Below are 506 nucleotides of genomic sequence, written 5' to 3' on the forward strand. Positions count from 1 at the left end.
CCCGTCTTTCGTGGAATCCGAAGCTTCGCGCCAGATGCAGCGCGGCAGCGAGCAGCGAAAGATGCGTTGCGGCGAGCCAAAACGCCAGGAACAGTTTGGGATTGACGATCTCTCCAGCGCCGGTGAAGACGATCCAGAAACCGGACGAAAAGTGCTGCAGTGACTGGATGAAGGGATCACTGGCAAACTGCGGCAGCGCGAACGAATTCATCAGTATCGGCAAATGATAGACGTTGTTGTTATCGATTGGCAGATAGCCGGTGCGTAGAAAGCTGAGCACAGTTGCCAGCAAAACCACTGAATAAGGGTGCCAGCTTAGGATGCGGACGAGGGGATTGCGAGATCGGGTCACCACTTGGCTATCCACAGGCGTGTCTCAACGGGCGGCAAGGATGACGGCAATGATGGAAAATCCTACCAGCCAGCTCTTGCGATCACGCAGCGCGAAAGTGATCGGGTCGTCGTGCAACRTGCGGCGATGGGCAAGCATAAGCGTCCTGCTGGTC

The 506-nt window shown here is 56.4% G+C and carries 1 protein-coding gene; it reads right to left on the reverse strand.

The annotated features are described in order from the left end of the window. Positions 1 to 355 (reverse strand): hypothetical protein (locus AC1DIX_RS27735; protein WP_477328553.1); only part of this gene is annotated, 355 nt, incomplete at its 3' end. Positions 356 to 506 lie beyond the last annotated feature (151 nt).

The sequence above is a fragment of the Massilia sp. 05N420 genome (assembly GCF_056397205.1).